We start from the raw sequence: 19063 nt of genomic DNA, 5'->3' as shown, positions 1-19063 counted from the left end.
CCGCAATGCAGATCACCTGGCTTGGACACTCCGCCTTCCGGATCGAGATGGGCGAGGCCGTCGTGCTGATCGACCCGTTCCTCACCGGCAATTCCGTCTTTACCGGGACCGTCGAGGCAGCCCGGGAGCGCGTCACCCATATCGTGCTCACCCATGGCCACGACGATCACCTGGGTGACACCCCGGAGATCGCCAAGGCAACCGGCGCACAGGTTGTCGCCAATTTCGAGCTCTGCATGTGGCTGCAGGAGGTGCACGGGATCGAGAACATCAACCCCGGCAACACCGGCGGAACGGTCGATGCCGGCCCATTCAAGATCACCTTCGTGCGCGCAGACCACTCGTCCGGTGTCCGCCGCGACGGCCAGTCGGTCTATTTCGGCAACCCGCTGGGCGTGATCCTGACCGCCGAAGGCCAGCCGACCCTCTACCATATGGGCGACACCGACATCTTTTCCGACATGGCGCTGATCAACGAGCTCTACCAGCCGGAGATCGGCATTGTTCCGATCGGCGACCGCTTCACCATGGGCGCCCGCACGGCGGCGCTCGCCTGCACACGGTTCTTTTCGTTCAAGACAATCATTCCCTGCCACTACAAGACGTTTCCGATCATCGACCAGTCGGCCGACGCCTTCCTGCAGGAGATGGGATCCGGCGCGAAGGTGGTGCGCGTCCCCGAGCCGATGGTGCCTTTCGAGGCCTGATCACCGCTGGCGTCAGGTGTGGACAAAGCCGAAGGCCTCGACCGGGTGCGGCCAGCGCGCCGCCGGATGGCCTGCGGCGACGTCAAGCAGCGTTTCCATGAAAGCCCAGGTGGCCTCGTCGTGGACGAGGTGATGGGTCAGGATGCCGATGGGTGTCGGATCGTCCGCGCGGCGGTCGATCTCCGCGTCCAGCGCATCGGCCAGAGTGCTCCAGCCGGCAAAGGTCCGGCCGGAGCGCCAGGCGATGGGATCGATGTGGGTGTCGAGCCGCCGATCGGCCGTGCCGAGGCGCTTGAAGCAGGAGAGGCCGGGCAGTCCGGTCTCGACCCGCTTCGCCGCCACGCTGTCCGATATCCTGTTCCAGGGCGGCACCAGCACCGGCAGAAAGCGGCTGCCGAACATCCGCGACATGCGCTGGTGGCCGCGGCTGAGTTCGTCCAGAACGGCCTCGAGCGGCCGGTCGTCGCCCAGTTCCGCCGATTTCCTGTCCGCTGGGGCGTGGTTCTTGTGTGCCCAGCCATGCTGGAGGACCAGCACGTCGCCTGTCGGCTCCAGTCGGTCGGCCAGGCTGCGTTCGGCGTTTGCGGGGATCACGGCGAGCGACAGCGGCACCGAATGCCGCTCGGCCAGCGCAAGCAGCCTGTCCAGCGCGGGCGTGGGCGCCACGGCATCGTCATCCCGCCACCAGAACGCAAGCGTGCGACCCGCGGCGCCAGCCTGATCCAGCCGGGAGCGAAGCCTTTCGGCCAAGTCGGTCGCGGTCATCGCCTCAATAGCCTTTCCGTCGCTGCGTTTCATCGATCAGGATTTCGGCGCTCGAGGCTGCACCGTCGATTCTCAGCACGAGGTTCGGCGGTTCGAGGGCCATAGCCCGGTCGGCGGCCGCCGCCAACTCCGCAGGGTGCAACTGCTCCTCGCTGAGAAGCGTGGCGATCCCGCGCTCCGCCAGAATCTGGGCACGCTGCATCTGCTCCGTCTCGCCTTCCTCCGCGAAGGGAACGAGCACCGCCGGACAGCGCGCCGAAAGGACATCGAGTACCGTGTTGTAGCCGGCCTGGCTGATGGAGACGGCCGCGCGGGACAGGAGCCCCGGGAAGTCGGTGCGCGCGCTCTCCACGATGGTACCAGGTCCGGCGCGTCCCTGGAGTTTGGCGAGCCGCTCGGCCCCATGTTCCCGGCTGACGAGGATACGCCACTGCCCCGTTGCCCGCCTGGTATGGGCGCGCGCTTCCAGCGCGGTCTGCAGCAGTCGGTAGCCAACCGGACCGCCGCCACACGACACCACCACTTCGTTCTCGCCTTCGCTGCCGGGCGGCACGGTCCCGGACGGGGCGTGGACGTAACCGGTATAGCGGACGATGTCGGCCACTTCGGACGCGAAGGGAAAGGAATCGTCGAGGCGGACAAAGGCGGGATCGGAGTGGACCAGGATCACGTCGTAGAAGGTGCGCGCCACCTCCGCCATCCAGCGCTCCTTGGCGATCTCCTGCTTGCGCACCAGGATATCGCGGACGGAACAGGCGATCAGGGGCGGTCGCGTCATCGCGCCTGCCACCTCCAGTGCCGGGAACAGCTCGAAGGCAAACTGCCTGCGCCCCAGCGGGAAGGTCTCGGTCAGGAAAAGATCGGGAGCCATCTCGGCCACGAGCGCGCACAGCCGGTCGGCGCGCTCCGTGCGCAGCGCGTCGTCCAGCTCCCGCCCGTCGGCGGCGACGAGCCGGGAGAACGTCGCATCCGCCGCGCGCACGGACGGCAGATGCTCAATGGTCAGGCCCTGCGTATCGAGCGTCGCCGGCAACGCGTTGCCCACCACCAGGCAGACGTCGACATCGCGTGTGGCCAGCGCGCGCGCCAGGGCGACCGCGCGCACGACATGGCCAGTGCCGAGAAGGTGCTGGACATAGAAGAGGGCTTTCATGCCGGCCGGACCGTGTCGTGATGGCGGCGCGCCGCCGCAAGAATGTCGGCCAGGCTAGCCACCGCCTGGGCGATATCGTGGCGGGAGGTTGCGGTGCTGCGAGCAGCCTCGGCGTACCGTGCACGCCTGGCCGGATCGCGGATCAGGCCGGCCACGGCATCCGCGAAAGTACCGGCATCCTCCGAAGCGACCAGCACGCCGGTCTCCCCGTCCGAGACCACTTCCGGCACGCCGCGGCTGTTGCCGCCGACCACGGCCAGCTGCGCAGCTTGCGCTTCCAGGAAGACAAGGCCGAAGGGTTCATTGACGGCCGGCCAGACGAACAGGTCCGCGTCTGCGTAAACGGCTGGCATCCGCTCTCTGTCCACCGCGCCAAGAAACCGGGTGCGCTCGGGATCGAAGAGAGGGCGGATCCGGTCGGCCGCTTCGCCGCCGCCGGCGATGGTGAGATGCCAGTCGAGATCGCGAATGCGCGAGAGGGCATCGGCGAGGACCCGGTAGCAGGCCTCCTTGTTGCCGGGCCGCATCATGCCGGCGGCCAGCAGACGCACGGGCGCATTCGGTCTCGGCTGCGACCGATCGATCGTGGCGAAAGGCGCGGTATCGATGAACGGAGCGAGCGCGAACAGGCGATCCCGATCCACCCGCTCGCTGAGCCCTTCGCGATCGGCACCGTGCATGGCGACCACAGCGTCGGCAGCAGCAAGCGCCCTGTCGGCGGCTGCGAATCCTGGCGCCCAAGGCCCCGTCGCACGTTTCGCCGCCCGGCTTGCCTCGATGACCACGTAGGGAATGCCGAGGGCAGCGGTGACCGCCGGCCCGATCCAGTCGGGGGCCTTGTGGTAGAGGTGATAGGTGATCCAGGCAGACGGCCGGTCATCGCTTCGCCACGACGACACAAGGCGTGCAGTCTCGTTCCTCGACGCCGCTTCCAGGTCCACAAACCGCGCCGCATCGGGCACTGCCTGCCAGGTGACCAGCCGCGAGGCGAGGTCGGCAGGTTCGCCGAGCCGGTCGAGAATGCGCAGGATGAGCCGCGCGATTTCCCGATCGCCGGAGGCGACGGGGTCGTCCGGCGGTTTCATCGGGCAATAAAGAGCGATGGTCATGGCCGGTCCCACCATCGCGGGACACGCCCCGGAAACGGCGTCACGCCGCCTGCCGCCTCTTTGCGGCGAACCGGTTGGCGAGCCAGTCGAAGCCCGGCTCGCTGGAAAAGCGCTCGCGCACGTCGGCGGCAGCCGCGTGGCCGAGCCGCACCCTGAGCGCGGGATCGGTCACCAGCGTGTGCAGCGCATCGGCCAGCCCGGCGGCGTCGTCCGGGTCGACCAGCACGCCGGTCGTGCCGTCGCGGATCAGCTCGGGAATGGCCGAGACGTCGGTCGCGAGCAGGGCGAGCCCGCTTGAGGCCGCCTCCATCAGGACGTTCGGCAGGCCGTCCCTGTCGCCGGAGCGCGCGACGCGGCTGGCCAGCACGAACAGGTCGGCCTCCCGGTACGCGGCGACCACGTCGTCGCGCGACTTCGCGCCGTGGAAGGCGATTCGCTCGCCGATGCCGAGCCGGTCGGCCAGCGCCTGCAGCTTCCCGGTCAGCGGACCCGCGCCGATATGATCGAAGCGCCAGGCAAGGGTCTTCGGCAGCTTCGCGAGGGCCCGGATCAGGCGGTCGAGCCCTTTCTTCTCAACCGCGCGGCAGACGGAAAGGATCCGCACCGGGTCTCCCGATCCGTCCCGGGCCGGGCGCGTCTCCTCGGCCGGAAAGCGGGAGAGTTCCAGGCCGTGATAGACGAGATCGACGCGGTCGGGCGTCGGTGCCAGGCTGCGCAGATAGTCGGTGTTCGTCGCGGTGCAGGTCACACCCCAGTCGGCGTCGGCGAGCTTTTCGCGCAACTCCCACTCCGGGGTCGTCCAGATGTCCTTGGCATGGGCGGAAAACGACCAGGGCAGCCCGGTCATCTTCGCCGTATAACGCACCACCGACGCCGGCGTATGCAGATAGTGGACATGCAGCCGGTCGATGTCGGCCGGCAGTTCGTTGGCCAGCACGCAGGCCTGGCCGAAGCGCCGGTGGCGGCTCGCCGATCGGTCGCGCTCGAGATCGGCGCGATAGGCGCGTTCGGCCTCGGCGTATCCGGCAAGCGTCTCGGCATGCCGGCGTCCCGCGCGCACCCGAGCAGGATCGTCCTTCAGATATTCCGGCAGATAGAGGACATCGGCCGAGATCTGGTCGTGCAGATCGTGATGAGTCAGGTCGGTCGGGTGGCGCAGGGAGACGATCAGGCTTTCCACCCCGCGCCGCTCCAGGCCCAGGATCTCCTGGGCAATGAAGGTCTCCGACAGGCGCGGATAGCCTTTGACGACGATGGCGATGCGTCCCATGGGCCTATTCGCCAGCCGCTTTCCGGCGCGTGGCCGGCTGCTGTTCGGTGAGGAATTCCGCCACTCGCTTGTCGATCACGTCTAGCCCGTCCAGGAGCCCGTCCACGCCGGCGACCGACGGCGGAGCCTGGCGGGGCAGGCGCGCGAGTGCGTCCACCATGGCGTCGACGTCCGGGTAGCGCTCGATCGGCAGCACGCTGACGAGCCCCGCCGTTTCCGCCTTCGCCGCACGGATCGCCTGCTCGCGACGGGGCTGGATGCGCGGCACCAGGAGCGTCGGCTTGTCGAAGGACAGGATCTCGCAAAAGATGTTGTAGCCCCCCATGCCGACGATCGCGACGGCCTCTTCCATCAGGTGCTCGATGGTGGGCGTGAAGCGGATGATGTGCACGTCGCGCAGATGCTCGGTGCGGGCGATGAACTCTTCTTGGCTTTCCGTGGCCATGAACGGGCCGAGCACGATGATGGCCGGGAACAGCGGCTGTTCGTGGGCCTCGTAGGCGCGCAGCACCCAATCGACGAGTTCAACGCCGTCACCGCCGCCACCCGGCGTGACCAGGATGTAGGGTTCCTCGCCGAAGGGCGAGCGGAAGGAGTGCGGAGAGGGCGCCCCCGCCTCGCGGCGGAGATAGCCCGTGAACAGCGCCTTGTCGCGCACGCTGTCGGGCACGCCGATGCCGGCCAGCGGGTCGTGGATCTGCTTGCGGCCATAGACCCACACGTCGTCGTAGAGGTCCTCGACCGCTTCTTGCGCCCCCTTGCGCTGCCACTCCTCCTTGAGGACTTCGGGGTCGTCCATCACGTCGCGCAGGCCCAGCACAAGCCGGGTGCCGCGCTTGCCGAGCTGCTCCAGCGTCGAGCGCACCTCGCCGCGCAGGCCGAGCGGCTCCTTGTCGACGATGAAGACGTGCGGATCGAACACTTCCGCCGTGTGCTCGATGATGGAGGCTCGCAGCTCCAGCATCTCCTCGATGCCGAGCGGCAGCGTGTGGGCCGTGTACTGGCCATTGCGCAACTTGATGACGCCGGGCACGCGGACGAAGTCGACGCGGCTGCGGAAGTCGAACGAGCCGATGATCGGCGAGCCCGACAGGATGATGACTGACAGATCGTCGAACTCGCCGACGAGCGAGTGCGCGATCGTGCGGCAGCGCCGCAGATGGCCCAGCCCGAACGAATCGTGGCTGTAGATCAGGATTTTCGGTTGGTCGCACCGCATCAGCAGATCGCCGGGAACACTCTTCGCTGGCTTGGCGGCCCTGCCAGGGTGGCACGCGGGCCGGTACGCTCAGGTCCCGTCGGGGTCGCGAGGCGGACTGTCGAGAATTCCCCTGGGCTCCGTGGGCGACCCTAATCCGGAATGGAAGGCGGCGTCCAGCGGAACGGGCGCGTTCGCTCTCCCGTCCCCCTACATTCAGGAGCGGTTAAGGCTGAAACGACCGAGGCGGCGTGCGAACGCGACGATTCCGGTTTATGTCTTGCCGAGGCGTACCGGTCGGTTCACGGAATCGGATGCGCGCGGCCCCGCCGGGGGGCGGTCGAGGCAGGCGGATGCAGAAAAGCCTTTTCGGGTTCATCTGGAAGTTCAGCAAGCGTCAGCAGCTCACGATCCTCGGGATCACGATGCTGTCCTTCCCGATCCTCTACATGACGCTGGAGTTGCCGAAGTGGATCGTCAACGACGCCATCGACGGCTCGGATTTTCCGCGCACGATCCTCGGCTACCAGCTTGAACAGATTCCCTATCTTCTGACGCTGTGCGCGATCTTCCTCGGCCTCGTCGTCCTCAACAACGTCGTTAAGTTCGTCCTCAACGTCTACAAGGGCGTTGTGGGCGAGCGCATGCTGCGGCGGCTGCGCTACCTCCTCTATTTCCAGATCATGCGCTTCCGGCTGCCGCAGTTTCGTGGCGTGAGCGCCGGCGAGCTGATCTCCATGATGATCGCCGAGGTGGAGGATCTCGGCGTCTTCATCGGCGATGCGGTGGCCACGCCCGCCTTCCAGGGCGGCACGCTGATCGTCTACATCGTCTTCATCTTCGTGCAGGATCCGTTCCTTGGCGCGGCGGCGGTCTCGCTCTACCCGATCCAGGGCTACATCATTCCGAAGCTGCAGCGCCGGGTGGTCCTGCTGGCGCGCGACCGGGTGAAGAACGTCCGCAAGATCTCCGACAAGGTCGGTGAGAGCGTCGCCGGCATCACCGAGATCCACGCCCATGACACCTCCCAGTGGCATCTTGCTGATATCACTGACAAGCTTCTGACGAACTACCGAATTCGCTTGGAGATCTACAAGCGGAAGTATATGATCAAGTTCATAAACAATTTTATGAACCAGCTTCCGCCGTTCTTCTTCTATTCAGTCGGCGGTTATCTTGTGATTTCCGGCGAGCTGACCTTCGGTGCGCTGGTGGCGGTGCTGGCGGCCTACAAGGACCTGGCCAACCCCTGGAAGGAACTGATCACCTACTACCAGAACCTGTCGAACATGAACGTGAAGTACGACACGGTCATTGAGAATTTCGATCCGCCAAACATGTACCCGCCGACCCGGCTCGATGCCGATCGCGAAGAGGACGTGTCGCTCGACGGGGACATCGTCTTCAACAATGTCAGCGCGTCCTTCGGCAGCGGTCAGGAAGTCGCGGACATCCGGCTCACCATCCCGGCTCACGAGCAGATGGTCGTGTTCGGCTCCGGGTCCAGCGGACGCACCGAGGTGCTGCTTCTCGCGGCCGGTCTGATGGACGCTGCATCCGGGCGTGTGGAGATCGGCGGCAAGTCTCTCGACCAACTGGCGGAATCCGCGCTCGGCCGCGACATCGCCTATGTCGGCCCTTCGCCCTACATGTTCAACGACACCATTCGGGGCAACGTCGTCTACTCGCTGCGTCATCGGCCGGTCGGGCCTGCCGAGATCGACGAGGACGAGCACAAGCTGCGCCTCTCGGAGGCAAAGCTCACCGGCAACAGCCGTTACGATTTCGATGCCAGCTGGGAGGATCTCGCCAGTGCCGGCGTCGAGGACGCCCGCGATTTAGACCAGCACATCCTGGATCTGTTCGACCGGACGGGCCTTGGCAACGACCTCTTCCGCATGGGCCTGAAGTCCAACATCGATCCCGAGGCGGATCCGGAGCTCGCCGAGCGCGTGCTGGAGGCACGGCGCACGATCACCGAGCGGATCCGATCCGACGAGGAACTCAGGGACCTCGTCGATCTCTGGCGTGCCGATGCCTTCAATCCGAACGGCTCGCTGGCCGAGAACGCTCTGTTTGCCCTGCCGTCGGATCCTTCCGTGCCGCTGGAGCAGATTGCCCAGGATGCGGACGTCATCGCGGCCCTCAAGGAGGCCGGTGTGCACGACGATCTGGTCGACATCGGCGCCCAGGTTGCCGAAACCATGATCGAGCTGTTCTCCGGGATGGCGGTCGACGACAGCCTGATGGGCGATTTCAGCCTCCTGACCAACGATCAGCTGCCGGCCTTCGAGCCCTATGTCAGGGCCTATCGCACCGGCGGTTACGCGGCACTCAAGCCGGAGCAGGCCAGCGAACTCGTGGGCCTGGCCTTCCGGGTGGTCCCGGCGCGCCACCGTCTCGCGGAGATCGACGACGACCGCGCGGCGCGCTTCGTTTCCGGGCGCGAGATCGTGCGCAAGCGGCTCGAGGCGCTGGGCGGCCGCTTTGCGCTGTTCGATCCGGAACACTACATCAAGCCCCTGAAGGTCGAGGAGAACATCCTGTTCGGCAAGCCCCGGCTGGATCGCCGCGGCGCGTCGGACCGGATCGAGGCCTTTATTCGCAACGCGCTCTCCGAGCTTGGCGTGCGCGACCCACTCGCCAAGGCCGGACTCGACTATCATGTCGGCGTGGCGGGTTCCCGGCTGTCACCGGTGCAGCGGCGGCGGGTCGGGCTGGTGCGGGCCTTGCTCAAGCGGCCGAAGATCACGCTGCTCGACGGCACGGTCGACGAAGAGCCGCGGGTCATCGACGAGATCCGGAAGGCCTGCGGCGACAACACCCTGGTGGTCGGTACGGCCTCGACCCAGGTTGCCCGGCGTTTCGGCCGCATCGTCGTGATGCAGGAGGGGCGCTTGGTGCAGGATGGTGATTACGATAGCGTGGCAAGCGCGATCTCGGAGGATCAGGACGAGGATCATCGCGCGCAGGCCGACGAGGCCGTGGAAGCCGAGGAGGAGACGGCGTGAGCCTGGACACCGAGGTCGACGCTCTGAAGAAGGTGCCGCTGTTTCGAGACGTGGATGACGCCAAGCTGCGTCTCCTCGCCTTCATCAGCGAGCGGATGAGCTTCCGCGCCGGCGAGCACCTGTGCGAGCAGGGCGAGAGCGGCGATGTGGCCTACATCATTCTGGAAGGCTCCGCCGACATTCAGATTTCCACCAACCATGGCCCGGCGACCGTGGCAACGGTGAAGCAGAATGACGTGGTCGGCGAAATCGCGATCCTCATCGACGTGCCCCGCACGGCATCGGTCGTGGCGACGACGGAAATGAAGGTGCTCGCCATCGCCAAGGACAATTTCTTGAAACTGCTCAAGAATTTCCCAGATATGGCGATTGAGGTCATGCGCGTCCTCGCGCAGCGCCTCGAGCGGACCACGCGCGAGGTCGGACGGCTTCGGGCGGGGTCGGCAGGAGCCGAGAAATGACCGTCATCGACCCGCGGGACGATTTGCGTCTGACGTTCTGGGGCGTGCGGGGATCGATCCCGACGCCGGGCGAGCACACCCTGCGCTACGGCGGCGAGACCACCTGTCTGGAAATCCAGGCCGGCCCGCACCTCCTGATCATCGACTGCGGCTCCGGTGCCCGCCGTCTCGGCTGGCACATGGACCAGCGTCGCCAGGTCCAGCCGGCGGACCTGCTGTTCACCCACTTTCACTTGGACCACATCTGCGGACTGCCCTTCTTCTGTCCGGCCTATAGCGAACGCTTCGACATTAAGGTCTGGGCCGGGCATGTGCCGCGCGACGGCTCGCTCGAGGAGATGCTGGCGCGTCTTATGTCGCCGCCGCTGTTCCCGGTGCCGACCACGGCCTTGCGCGGGTGCCAGTTCCGCCGGTTCACTGCCGGTGAAGCGGTGGGCCTGCGCCCCGGCCTGACGGTGAAGACCATTCAGCTCAATCATCCCGGCGGCGCCACCGGCTATCGGATCGAGTGGGGCGGTGGCTCCATCGTCACCGTGACGGACCACGAGCACGGCAATCCGGAAATCGACGCGGCAGTGGCCAGGTTCGTCGAGGGGGCCGATATCATGGTCTACGACGCGACCTACCGGGACGAGGAATATGGCCGCTATGTCGGGTGGGGGCACTCCACCTGGCAGAAGGCCGTCGCACTCGCCGACAAGGCCGGCGTCCGCCACCCGGTGATGTTCCATCACGACCCTTGCCGAACCGACGACGATCTCGACCGGATCGCCGAGCAGGCCCGGGCCCGCCATCCAGGGGCCATCGTCGCCCGCCAGGGGCTGGAGCTCGTGGCCGGTGCGGCGCCGGTCGAGGCCGGCTAGGTCACATTCTTCACACTACGCTCACACGCGATCCGGAGAAGCGTTCGCAATGAAACTCGACAATACCGTTGCCGCCGTCGTTACGGGCGGCGCCTCCGGGCTGGGTGCAGCCACCGCGCGCACGCTTGCCGCGCAGGGCGTTCGTGTGACCATTTTCGATCTGTCCGAAGAGGCGGGTCAGGCGATTGCCGACGAGATCGGTGGCCTGTTCGTCAAGGTGGATGTGACGGACGAGGCGAGCGTCATCGCCGGTTTCGAGGCGGCACGTGGCCGCAATGGCCAGGAGCGGGTTCTGGTCAACTGCGCGGGCATCGCGCCCGCCGCCAAGACGACCTCGCGTGGCGAGCCGCATTCGCTCGGCATGTTCGAGAGCGTCATTGCGGTCAATCTCGTCGGAACCTTCCGGTGTGTCGCTCACGCCGCCACAGGCATGGCGAACCTTGAACCGCTGGGGACGGATGGCGAGCGGGGTGTGATCGTCATGACGGCCTCGGTCGCGGCATTCGACGGCCAGATCGGCCAGGCGGCCTACGCTGCATCCAAGGGCGGCATTGCGTCGCTGACGCTGCCGGTGGCGCGTGACCTCTCCAAGCTGGGCGTTCGCGTCGCGACCATCGCTCCCGGCATCTTCGAGACCCCGATGCTTAGCGCGCTTCCCCAGGACGTGCAGGATTCGCTCGGCACGCAGGTGCCGTTCCCTTCCAGGCTGGGCAAGGGCGAGGAATACGCCGCACTCGCCATGCACATCTGTGAGAACGCGATGCTGAACGGCGAGACCATTCGCCTCGACGGCGCGATCCGGATGGCGCCGAAGTAAAGCAATCCCAGGAAAAGTGGGCACCGGTTTTCCGTCCGGGATTGCGATGAAAGGGTCAATCCCAGGAAAGGTGGGCACCGGTTCTCCGTCCGAGATTGCGGCTTAAAGACTTCCCTCGCACCGCGTTCGCTTCGCCCACCGGCTTTGGGGGCTCCCTGTCCCCTATTTCTGCATGGTTAGCCGGTCGCCGCTGACCTCGAACCGGTAGAGCCTGGAGAGAAAGCTCATTCCGAGCAGGCTTGTGGCGACGGAGCCCGGCGCGGCCACGGCGCCGTCCACATGGGTTTCCTCGACCGATCCGACCGTCACCAGATCCAGCGATACCGGAGCAACCCGTGTCAGGCCGTTGGCGGTCGACACGGGCAGCGTGAAGTCTGCCCGGGTGGGCGCGATGCCGGCCCGCGAGGCGTCTTCCGAGGTCAGCAGCACGGTGCTGGCGCCGGTGTCGAGCAGGAAGGTCACAGGCGCTCCGTTGACTGCGCCCTGAACGCGGAAGTGGCCGTCGGCACTGCGGGTGACCGTGACGCCCTGGTCGGTGGTGACGGCCATCCCCGGCACGACTGCGGACAGCGAGGTCCGACCCACGCGTTCGATCTGGTGGCGGTAGCTGTAGCCGGCGACAAGGATGGCCGCGAGGCCGCCCCAGAGCAGGAGGGCACGGCCGATCTCGCCGACCCTCGGTCCGGAGGCCGCCACGCCGGCACCGATCACCGCCAGGAGCAAGACCAGCGCCAAGGCGCGCGGCCAGGTCGCGTCCAGCCCGGCAACCAGGTCTTCCGTCGTGGTCGGGGTGCCGCCGACCAGCCACAGAACGACCGATCCGCCCACAACGAGTGCGACGACGACGATGGCGAGGCGGCGCATGGCCCTAGCTCTCCCGCTCAGAGGCGAGACGGGCTGGGAGCGTCTCCATGATGGCCAGGCGCTCAGCCTCGGAGAGGCCGCCCCAGCCGGCGATCTCATTCAACGTCCGGCCGCAGCCCATGCACAATCCGCTCGCGCCGTCGATCTGGCAGGTCTTCACGCACGGACTTGTCACGGGGCGCTGCTTTCCTGTCTCGCTGCTCACGTCACAGAGATAGCGATGGTGGCAAGAACCGCAATCTCGGCGACCTGCTGCGTCGCGCCCAACACATCGCCCGTGTGCCCGCCGACAAGCCGGGTGGCCGACGACGTGAGGAGCCAGGCTGCGCCGACCACCGCAAGGGTGGCGGGCAGTACGGCCAGCGGTGCGAAGCCGATGGTCAGAAGCACGAAGATCGCTGCGGCTGTCGCCGCGGCCAGCAGGACGGCCTTCCGGTCCGGGTGGCCCACGAGCCGAGCGAGACCATCGTTGCGGGCGGGCGGGGTCGCCATCCATGGCCACAGCATCGCGGTCCGGCTCGCCGCAGCGGCGGCCATCAGGCCCGCGGCCGCGGCAAGCGGGCCGTCATCCGCCAGTGCCGCCAGCAGACTGGCGCGGACCAGAACCGTCAGGGCGAGGCCCAGCGCGCCGAAGGCGCCGGTGCGGCTGTCGCGCATGATGGTCAGGCGTTGTTCCGGCTCACGGCCGCCGAAGAAGCCATCGCAGACGTCCGCCAACCCGTCCTCATGCAGCGCACCCGTGGTGATCGCCAAAACCGCAAGCGCCACGCCGGCGGAGGCAAGGGGTGGCAAGCCGATCATCGTCAGGACGGCCAGAACGACCGCAGCGGGAAGGGCGATGACGAGACTGGCGACGGGCAGCGCGCGCACCGCACCGACCAGCCGCCGCCGTCCCGCCAGGTCGGACAGGCCACGGGGAAGCGCCAGTGCAAGCCGCGAGAAAAAGCGCAGACAGACGACCACGTCCGCGGCGTAGGCGCCAAGCGGGTCAAGGCTTCGGGATGGGGCGTCCTGGGCGGACATGGGTGTGCTCCTTGCAAGCGGTGCGTCGGCGCGACAGGTGAGGGGGCCGGCGTCGCCGCGCAGGGTAGGAGCGCGGCGGGTTCGTGCCAACAGGCCATCGGGGTCGTGCCGGCGCCGTTGCGTCGGAGCGCGGCGAGACGCTAAGACGCCCCAAACGCCCCTTCCTCCCGGGCGCTCAGGAGAGATCAGCCATGTCCGTTTCAGCCGGTGTCCAGCCGTTCGACGATATTCGCGGCCTCGTCACCACGATGCCCGGGCCCGATGCCGAGGCCATCGCCGCCGTGGCCGAACGCGACGCGGTTCTCACCAAACCGGCGGGTTCGCTCGGCCGGCTCGAGGAGATCGCGGCTTGGGTGGCGGCGTGGCAGCGTCGGGCGGAACCGGAAATCCAGGCCCCGATGGTGGCCGTCTTCGCAGCGAACCACGGCATAACCGAACAGGGCGTCTCGGCCTATCCGGCCAGCGTGACCAGGCAGATGGTGGAGAATTTCCGTCGCAACGGCGCCGCCATCAACCAGATCTGCCTGGCCAACGATATGTCGCTTCGGGTCTTCGAACTGGCGCTTGAGCGGCCGACGAACGACATCCTGCTCGCCGATGCCTTCGACAGCGAACGCGAGTGCGCCGCCACCATCGCCTACGGCATGGAAGCCATCGCCGGCTCGGTGGATCTGTTGTGCCTTGGCGAGATGGGGATCGGCAACACGGCGGTGGCAGCGGCGGTGTTTCATGCGCTCTATGGCGGCTCGGCAGATGCCTGGGTGGGGCGCGGGACCGGCGTGACCGGCGATGCGCTGACCAACAAGGCCGACGTCGTCGGCCGGGCCGTGAAGCGGCTTGATGGCGAGACCGACCCGCTGGTGATCCTGCAGCGCGTCGGTGGCCGCGAGATCGCCGCGATGGTCGGTGCGATCATCGCTGCCCGCCACCAGCAGATCCCGGTGATCGTCGATGGCTTCGTCACCACCGCGGCCGCGGCCGTGCTGCACGCCATGGACCCGAACGCCATCGCGCACTGCCTGTTCGGTCACGTCTCGGCGGAGAAGGCCCATCGCGACGTTCTGGATCGGCTGGGCGTGGAGCCGCTTCTGGACCTGCACATGCGGCTGGGCGAGGGCACCGGCGCGGCGCTGGCCGCCGGCATCGTGCGCTCCGCGATCCAGGTTCACCGCGGCATGGCCACCTTCGCCGACGCGGGGGTGTCGGGCCCGGCCTGACTTGGGCGTTGCGCCCGGGCGCCGGTCAAAAGAAAAGCGCGGCTCCGTGCGGGCCGCGCTTTCCGATACGTCTTGGGTCAGCAATCCCTGGTCGGGCCCGCTTGAGGCGTCTTAGCCCATCCGCGCCCTGATCCAGTCCTGTGTCACGCGCGAGATCCGCGCCCAGCGATTCTCCGAGGCCTCGTCCTGCCGGTATTTCCGCCGACAGTAGACCGAACGACCGAGTAGCAGCTCATTCAGCATCAGTGACCTCCCAACTCACAAGACTGAACGTCATGTACACCGTATATGCACTCTGTACGTCCGCTTGGCAATGAGAAAAGCGCAGTCAGTGCGCTGCATTGCGGTATGGGTCCAAGCCGTGCTTTGTGAACGAACGGTGCCCGGATGGCCGGCCCGGGGCGCGGCATCGGGAATGCCGGCGCGAGGGGAGGGCTTTCGGGCCTCGGGTGGGGAGATAAGCCAGTGAAACTCTACGATACGCCGCGTGCGGCCAACCCGAGGCGGGTGCGCATCTTCCTGGCCGAAAAGGACGTGGTCATCGAAACGGTGCCCGTCGACATCATGGCGGGCGAGCACCTCCAGGAGCCTTTCGCGCGCCTCAATCCACTGAAGCGGCTGCCGGTTCTGGTGCTGGATGATGGCACGGTGATCGCCGAATCAGTCGCCATCTGCCGCTATTTCGAGGAGACGCATCCGGATCCGCCGCTGTTCGGCCGCGACCCGAAGGAAAAGGCGCTGGTGGAGATGTGGCAGCGCCACGTCGAGTTCGGCCTGCTGGTGCCGGCCATGCACGCGTTCCGGCACATCCATCCGGCAATGCGCGAGCTGGAGGTGCCCCAGATCCCCGAATGGGGCGAGGCCAACAAGGAAAAGATCCTGTCCTTCCTGGCCTACCTTGATCAGCAACTCGGCCACGGCGACTACGTGGTCGGCGACAGCTACACGATCGCCGACATCACCGCGCTTGTCGGGATCGACAATCTCAAGCTTGCCAAGGTGCGGGTGCCGGACGAACTGGTGCGGTTGAAGAAATGGTACGATCGCGTGTGCAGCCGTCCGAGCGCGGTGCTCTAAACGAAGCGCGCCGAGAAGGCGGCTGGGTTGGCCTGCCCGATCCGCCGGACAGCGAGCTGGGTGGCCTGGTCGGCCGGATCCGCCGCTGCCGCATCTGCGTGGAACGCCCGTTGGGCCGACCCCTGCCGCACGAGCCGCGACCGGTCATCCGTGCGGCGTCCGGCACCCGCATCGCGGTGTGCGGACAGGCACCCGGCACCCGCGTGCATGCCAGCGGCCAGCCCTTCACCGATCCCTCCGGCGTACGGCTGCGCGACTGGATGGGCGTCGACGAGGCGACCTTCTACGATACCAGCCGCATCTCCGTCGTGCCGATGGGGTTCTGCTTTCCCGGTCAGGATGCCAAGGGCGGCGACCTGCCGCCGCGCCGCGAGTGCGCCCCCGCCTGGCATGACGACGTCTTCCGCGCGCTGCCCGATCTGAAGCTCGTTCTCGCCGTCGGGCTATACGCCCACGCCTATCATCTGCCGCAATGGCGGCGTCGGTCGCTGACGGAGCGGGTGGCGGCCTTCCGCGAAATTATGGCGCAGACGAACCCGGTGGTGGTGCCGCTGCCGCATCCGTCCTGGCGCAACAACGCCTGGATCAGGAAGTATCCATGGTTCTCCGCGGACCTGCTGCCGGTCCTGCGGGCGCGCGTTGCGGCAGCGCTGGAGGGGTAAATCGGAAGGGTTCAGTCGCCTGCGTCGAGGCCGGACGGCATCTCGCCCAGGAACGATGGCCACGCCGGTGCGAGATCGCCGCCGATGCGTAGCGGTTCGATCGCGGTCGCCAGTCCCGTCGCCTCGTCCAGCTCCACCGCAACGCCGGACAGTGTCGCCGGGCCGGCGGCGGCGGAGAAGCGCGTCTGCGGGATCTTGCGCAGAAACCGGCTGATCGGTTCCTCCTTGTCCATGCCGATGACGGAATCGTAGGCGCCGCACATGCCGATGTCGGTCATGAAGCCGGTGCCGCCGGGCAGCACCCGGTGGTCGGCGGTCGGGACGTGGGTATGGGTTCCGACGACGAGGCTGGCACGGCCATCGACATAGTGGGCCAGGCCCTGCTTCTCCGACGTCGCTTCGGCGTGCACGTCGATGATGATCGCGTCCACGTCGCGTCCCAGCGTCAGCCCGTCGAGAATGCGGTCGATGGACGCGAACGGGTCGTCCAGCGGATCCATGAAGATCCGCCCCATCAGGTTGCAGACCAGCACGCGCGCGCCGTTCGCCGCCGTAAAGATGTCGGCCCCGCGCCCGGGTGTTCCCGCCGGGTAGTTTGCCGGCCGGATCAGCCGAGGCTGGCGCTCGATGAAGACGAGAGCCTCGCGCTGATCCCATGAATGGTTGCCCAGGGTGACAGCATCGGCGCCGGCGTCCAGCAGGTCCTGGCAGATGGCTTCGGTGATGCCGAAGCCGCCGGCGGCGTTCTCGCCGTTGATGGCGACGAAGTCGAGCCGTCCTTCGGCGACGATCGCGGGCAGCATGTCCTCGACCGCCGTGCGGCCGGCACGCCCGACCACGTCACCCAGGAACAGAACGCGCATCGACATCTCCGGAAAGGGGGGTGAACCGCAGAAGGCCGGCTTCGGTCAGCACGGCGTCGAGGCGGCGGTCGTGCGCCTCGACGGGAACCTCGTCCACCTCCTGGGTGGCGAAGGCAACGCCCACCGTCTGGACCGGGCCGAGAGCGGAAAGCCGTTCAATGGCGCCGTCATAGTGACCCTTGCCATAGCCCAGACGTCGGCCCTCCCGGTCGAAGGCGAGAAGCGGAACAAGCAGGATGGGGGGATCGCACACGGCGGCATCCGGACCCGGTTCCGACGTGCCGAACGGCGCGGGAACGAGTGTCTCACCGTCTTCCCATTCGCGAAAGGTCAGGCCGTCCTTTCCGACGACCGGCAGCGCGATACGGTGCCCGCCGGCTCTCAGCGCGGCCATTAGCGGACGGATGTCGATCTCGTCGCGGATGGGCCAGAAGCCGGCGACCAGGCTCGGGGGGCGGGGAAAGTCGAGGTCCGGGATCTGGTCGATCAGCGTGTTGGCGGCGGCTTCCCGTTCGGCGGGGGAGAGGGCCGCGCGCCGCGCGGCGACTTCGGCGCGCATCGCGGACTTCCGACGGACGGTCTCGTTCGGCGAAGAGAGGGAGGGCACGGGGGAGGTGTCTCGCGGGTCTGCGGTGGGGCGGCGCCCTCGCGGCCGCCGGTGCGGCGGGGCAAACCTGCGAGCGGCGTCGCGCGAAGAACCGAAGGCGGCGCGCATCGGCCGCCCAGGCGGGACGAAAATCGGTGGGCGAACCGCATCGGCCGTCGGAGGAATCGATCCCGGGAAACCTACAGCGGTAGGTGGGCGCCGTTTTGTCCCAGCCCACGGGCCGGGACAGGGACAGCTCCCGTTAGGATCGATAAGGCCCCGGGGATACGTGTCTCCGGTCGAACCGCGCAGTGTCGCCTGAAGGCCAATATAGGATGCTGCCCGCGCCGCGCGAAGGGGGCATGCGATCTATTTCGCAGGGCTGCCCGCCGACGATGCGCCGACGCGTCGAACGGGTCAGGATTCGCGGTCGGTGCGAACGCTGTCGTTGAGGCTCCGGGCAAAGCCGTCGATGGAATCGGCCGCTTCTCCGACCCGGGCCGCAATCTCGACTTCCCGGTCGTACTGATGCTGGACCACGGCGTCGCGCGCTTCCTTCAGGCTCTGATTCTCGGCGGTCAGCGCGACAATGCGGCGCTCGGCCTCCATGAGCGAATCGGTGATGCGAATTCCGGCCATCACGGTGAGCCGCTGATCCCCGATCTCGCCGAAGGCACCGCGCAGCTCCTCGATGGCGCCGTCGAAGCGCTCGGCCAGGGCGGACAGCCGCTCTTCCTCGCCGTCGTCGCATGCCATGCGGTAATTGCGGCCGTTGATGGTCACGGTGATGTGGGACATGGGCAGTCCTTCTTGCGGCCCGCGATGCGGGCGGTCTCGGGCCGCGGAGTGTCCCCGGCGGCCCGGCAAAGCGCCAAGCGATTGGCGTGACGCAGCTTTTCCTCGCCGTTAGGTAAGGCGTGCGGGCGCAGAGATAAAGGGGAGTCCCGGAAAACGGGCATTTCTTCGGAAATCGGATGCCGCGCAGGATCCGCGTCGATCGCCGTGAGCGATCAGCCGTCGTGCTTGTCGAGGACCGTCCGCACGGTTTCCATCACCGTCACGAGCCGCCGGGAGACCTCGCGGTTGGTGTCTTCGAGCCGGGTGGCGCGGGCTTCCGCCCGGTCCAGCGACCCGGCGAGATCGGAGCGGTCCTCCGTCAGACGCTGGACCTCGTCCTCCAGCGTGCCAAGATCGCGATCGGCATCAACGCGCCGGTTCACGGCCGCTTCCAGCCGGTCCAGCGCGGTCAGCAACCTGTCGAAAGCCTCATCAACGGCCGGCCGTTCCGCCATGGCGGGTGAAGGTCCTGAACGATCCCGATTCGATAGCCATATCAGCCGCTTTCGCTTCGCGCATCCAGTTCTGCACGAAGCCGCTGGCGGACGGCGTGCTGTCCTCGCATCGCTTCGACAGAAGA

The 19063-nt window shown here is 67.3% G+C and carries 20 protein-coding genes and 1 other RNA gene; 8 read left to right on the top strand and 13 right to left on the bottom strand.

All coding sequences use genetic code 11. The annotated features are described in order from the left end of the window. Window positions 1-5: 5 nt before the first annotated feature. A complete protein-coding gene (locus tag C507_RS0107045; protein WP_018698970.1) occupies window positions 6-707 on the top strand; it encodes a metal-dependent hydrolase in 702 nt (233 codons plus the stop codon). Between the two features lie 12 nt (window positions 708-719). Here C507_RS0107045 and C507_RS0107040 read toward each other — a convergent pair whose 3' ends face one another. The 5 genes from C507_RS0107040 to C507_RS0107020 all read right to left on the bottom strand — a co-directional run bounded on the left by C507_RS0107040 (window position 720) and on the right by C507_RS0107020 (window position 6223). After that, a complete protein-coding gene (locus C507_RS0107040) occupies window positions 720-1373 on the bottom strand; it encodes a polysaccharide deacetylase family protein (RefSeq protein ID WP_245559654.1) in 654 nt (217 codons plus the stop codon). Window positions 1374-1476: 103 nt separating this feature from the next. Continuing rightward, window positions 1477-2625: a glycosyltransferase family protein gene (locus C507_RS0107035; RefSeq protein ID WP_018698968.1), complete on the bottom strand. Its 1149-nt coding sequence runs from the start codon at window positions 2623-2625 to the stop codon at window positions 1477-1479. Further along, a complete protein-coding gene (locus tag C507_RS20635; protein WP_018698967.1) occupies window positions 2622-3734 on the bottom strand; it encodes a glycosyltransferase family 4 protein in 1113 nt (370 codons plus the stop codon). Before C507_RS20635 ends, C507_RS0107035 begins: the two co-directional genes overlap by 4 nt. A 40-nt stretch (window positions 3735-3774) precedes the next feature. After that, window positions 3775-5004 (bottom strand): glycosyltransferase family 4 protein, encoded by a 1230-nt coding sequence (locus C507_RS0107025; RefSeq protein WP_018698966.1) that lies wholly within the window; start codon window positions 5002-5004, stop codon window positions 3775-3777. Between the two features lie 4 nt (window positions 5005-5008). Then, entirely contained in the window at window positions 5009-6223 is a 1215-nt protein-coding gene (locus C507_RS0107020) for a glycosyltransferase family protein (RefSeq protein WP_018698965.1), read from the bottom strand. Window positions 6224-6555: 332 nt separating this feature from the next. On the opposite strand from C507_RS0107020, the gene C507_RS0107015 reads away from it, so the two are divergent. Genes C507_RS0107015 through C507_RS0107000 form a run of 4 tightly spaced genes read left to right on the top strand, consistent with a single transcriptional unit; the run spans window position 6556 to window position 11354 of the window. Beyond that, a complete protein-coding gene (locus C507_RS0107015; RefSeq protein WP_018698964.1) occupies window positions 6556-9213 on the top strand; it encodes an ABC transporter ATP-binding protein in 2658 nt (885 codons plus the stop codon). Next, entirely contained in the window at window positions 9210-9674 is a 465-nt protein-coding gene (locus C507_RS0107010; RefSeq protein ID WP_018698963.1) for a cyclic nucleotide-binding domain-containing protein, read from the top strand. The genes C507_RS0107015 and C507_RS0107010 overlap by 4 nt, the downstream gene beginning before the upstream one ends. After that, a complete protein-coding gene (locus C507_RS0107005) occupies window positions 9671-10537 on the top strand; it encodes an MBL fold metallo-hydrolase (RefSeq protein WP_018698962.1) in 867 nt (288 codons plus the stop codon). The genes C507_RS0107010 and C507_RS0107005 overlap by 4 nt, the downstream gene beginning before the upstream one ends. 49 nt (window positions 10538-10586) lie before the next feature. After that, window positions 10587-11354: an SDR family NAD(P)-dependent oxidoreductase gene (locus C507_RS0107000; RefSeq protein WP_018698961.1), complete on the top strand. Its 768-nt coding sequence runs from the start codon at window positions 10587-10589 to the stop codon at window positions 11352-11354. Window positions 11355-11516: 162 nt separating this feature from the next. Here C507_RS0107000 and C507_RS0106995 read toward each other — a convergent pair whose 3' ends face one another. From C507_RS0106995 to C507_RS0106985, 3 genes are read right to left on the bottom strand one after another with little or no spacing between them, the layout of a single operon-like run. Continuing rightward, a complete protein-coding gene (locus C507_RS0106995; RefSeq protein ID WP_018698960.1) occupies window positions 11517-12218 on the bottom strand; it encodes a retropepsin-like aspartic protease family protein in 702 nt (233 codons plus the stop codon). 4 nt (window positions 12219-12222) lie between these two features. Further along, window positions 12223-12393 (bottom strand): DUF1289 domain-containing protein, encoded by a 171-nt coding sequence (locus C507_RS0106990; RefSeq protein WP_210162100.1) that lies wholly within the window; start codon window positions 12391-12393, stop codon window positions 12223-12225. A 26-nt stretch (window positions 12394-12419) separates the two neighbouring features. Continuing rightward, window positions 12420-13241, bottom strand: a complete 822-nt coding sequence (locus C507_RS0106985; protein WP_018698958.1) for an adenosylcobinamide-GDP ribazoletransferase — start codon at window positions 13239-13241, stop codon at window positions 12420-12422. Between the two features lie 191 nt (window positions 13242-13432). Here C507_RS0106985 and cobT point away from each other — a divergent pair, with 191 nt between their 5' ends. From cobT to C507_RS0106965, 3 genes are all read left to right on the top strand, one after another. Beyond that, the gene (cobT, locus tag C507_RS0106980; protein WP_018698957.1) at window positions 13433-14458 is read left to right on the top strand and encodes a nicotinate-nucleotide--dimethylbenzimidazole phosphoribosyltransferase; all 1026 of its coding nucleotides are present in this window, start codon (window positions 13433-13435) and stop codon (window positions 14456-14458) included. Window positions 14459-14923: 465 nt separating this feature from the next. Beyond that, window positions 14924-15535 (top strand): glutathione S-transferase family protein, encoded by a 612-nt coding sequence (locus tag C507_RS0106970; protein ID WP_018698955.1) that lies wholly within the window; start codon window positions 14924-14926, stop codon window positions 15533-15535. A 110-nt stretch (window positions 15536-15645) separates the two neighbouring features. Beyond that, window positions 15646-16197 carry a uracil-DNA glycosylase family protein gene (locus tag C507_RS0106965; protein WP_342662892.1) on the top strand — a complete coding sequence of 184 codons (552 nt, stop codon included), beginning with the start codon at window positions 15646-15648 and terminating at the stop codon, window positions 16195-16197. An 11-nt stretch (window positions 16198-16208) separates the two neighbouring features. Here the strand turns inward: C507_RS0106965 and C507_RS0106960 are convergent, their stop codons facing one another. The 5 genes from C507_RS0106960 to C507_RS0106945 all read right to left on the bottom strand — a co-directional run bounded on the left by C507_RS0106960 (window position 16209) and on the right by C507_RS0106945 (window position 18938). Then, entirely contained in the window at window positions 16209-17060 is an 852-nt protein-coding gene (locus C507_RS0106960; protein ID WP_018698953.1) for a TIGR00282 family metallophosphoesterase, read from the bottom strand. Then, window positions 17038-17619 carry a 5-formyltetrahydrofolate cyclo-ligase gene (locus tag C507_RS0106955; protein ID WP_018698952.1) on the bottom strand — a complete coding sequence of 194 codons (582 nt, stop codon included), beginning with the start codon at window positions 17617-17619 and terminating at the stop codon, window positions 17038-17040. Before C507_RS0106955 ends, C507_RS0106960 begins: the two co-directional genes overlap by 23 nt. Window positions 17620-17804: 185 nt before the next feature. After that, a non-coding RNA gene (gene ssrS, locus C507_RS22740) (6S RNA) lies at window positions 17805-17964 on the bottom strand. A gap of 99 nt (window positions 17965-18063) precedes the next feature. Beyond that, on the bottom strand, window positions 18064-18444 hold the full coding sequence (locus C507_RS0106950) for a cell division protein ZapA (RefSeq protein WP_018698951.1): 381 nt from the start codon (window positions 18442-18444) through the stop codon (window positions 18064-18066). A gap of 212 nt (window positions 18445-18656) precedes the next feature. Then, on the bottom strand, window positions 18657-18938 hold the full coding sequence (locus tag C507_RS0106945) for a DUF4164 domain-containing protein (RefSeq protein ID WP_018698950.1): 282 nt from the start codon (window positions 18936-18938) through the stop codon (window positions 18657-18659). Between the last annotated feature and the right edge of the window lie 125 nt (window positions 18939-19063).

The organism is Amorphus coralli DSM 19760 (genome assembly GCF_000374525.1).
GTDB lineage: Bacteria > Pseudomonadota > Alphaproteobacteria > Rhizobiales > Amorphaceae > Amorphus > Amorphus coralli.
The sequence above is the reverse complement of the archived record's forward strand: the minus strand, read 5'-3'. Positions and strand labels throughout refer to the sequence as shown.